Origin of the sequence: Mesorhizobium sp. M8A.F.Ca.ET.208.01.1.1 (assembly GCF_004791315.1) — a bacterium.
Taxonomy (GTDB): domain Bacteria; phylum Pseudomonadota; class Alphaproteobacteria; order Rhizobiales; family Rhizobiaceae; genus Mesorhizobium.
This window is the reverse complement of sequence record NZ_SRUT01000448.1, coordinates 1-279: the sequence shown is the minus strand read 5'-3', so window position 1 is coordinate 279 and position 279 is coordinate 1. Positions and strand designations below refer to the sequence as shown.

Annotated in this window: 1 protein-coding gene; it reads right to left on the bottom strand. The window is 65.9% G+C overall.

The features are described from left to right. Positions 1–279 (bottom strand): aminotransferase class I/II-fold pyridoxal phosphate-dependent enzyme (locus EN851_RS36030; protein WP_135931150.1); only part of this gene is annotated, 279 nt, incomplete at both ends.

The following is a 279-nucleotide window of genomic DNA, read 5'->3' as shown; positions in this document are numbered from 1 at the left end:
GCTGATTTTGGCATTGCGCCACGTTGAAGCGCATGAAACGGCCGGCTGTGTGCGACAGGCTGAAAGCATTGCCTGGCGCCAGCACGACATTGTCCGACAGAGCGTGGCGGGCGACATCGGCCGCGTCGATGCCGTCAGGCAGGCGGCACCACAGGAACATGCCGGCAGCCTGGTCGATCCAGGGCGCGATACCTAACGCCTTAAGCCTGGCGGCGGTTTCGGCCGTGGCGCGCGCCAGCCGCGCGCGCAGCTGTTCGACATGTTTGCGGTAGCTCCCGT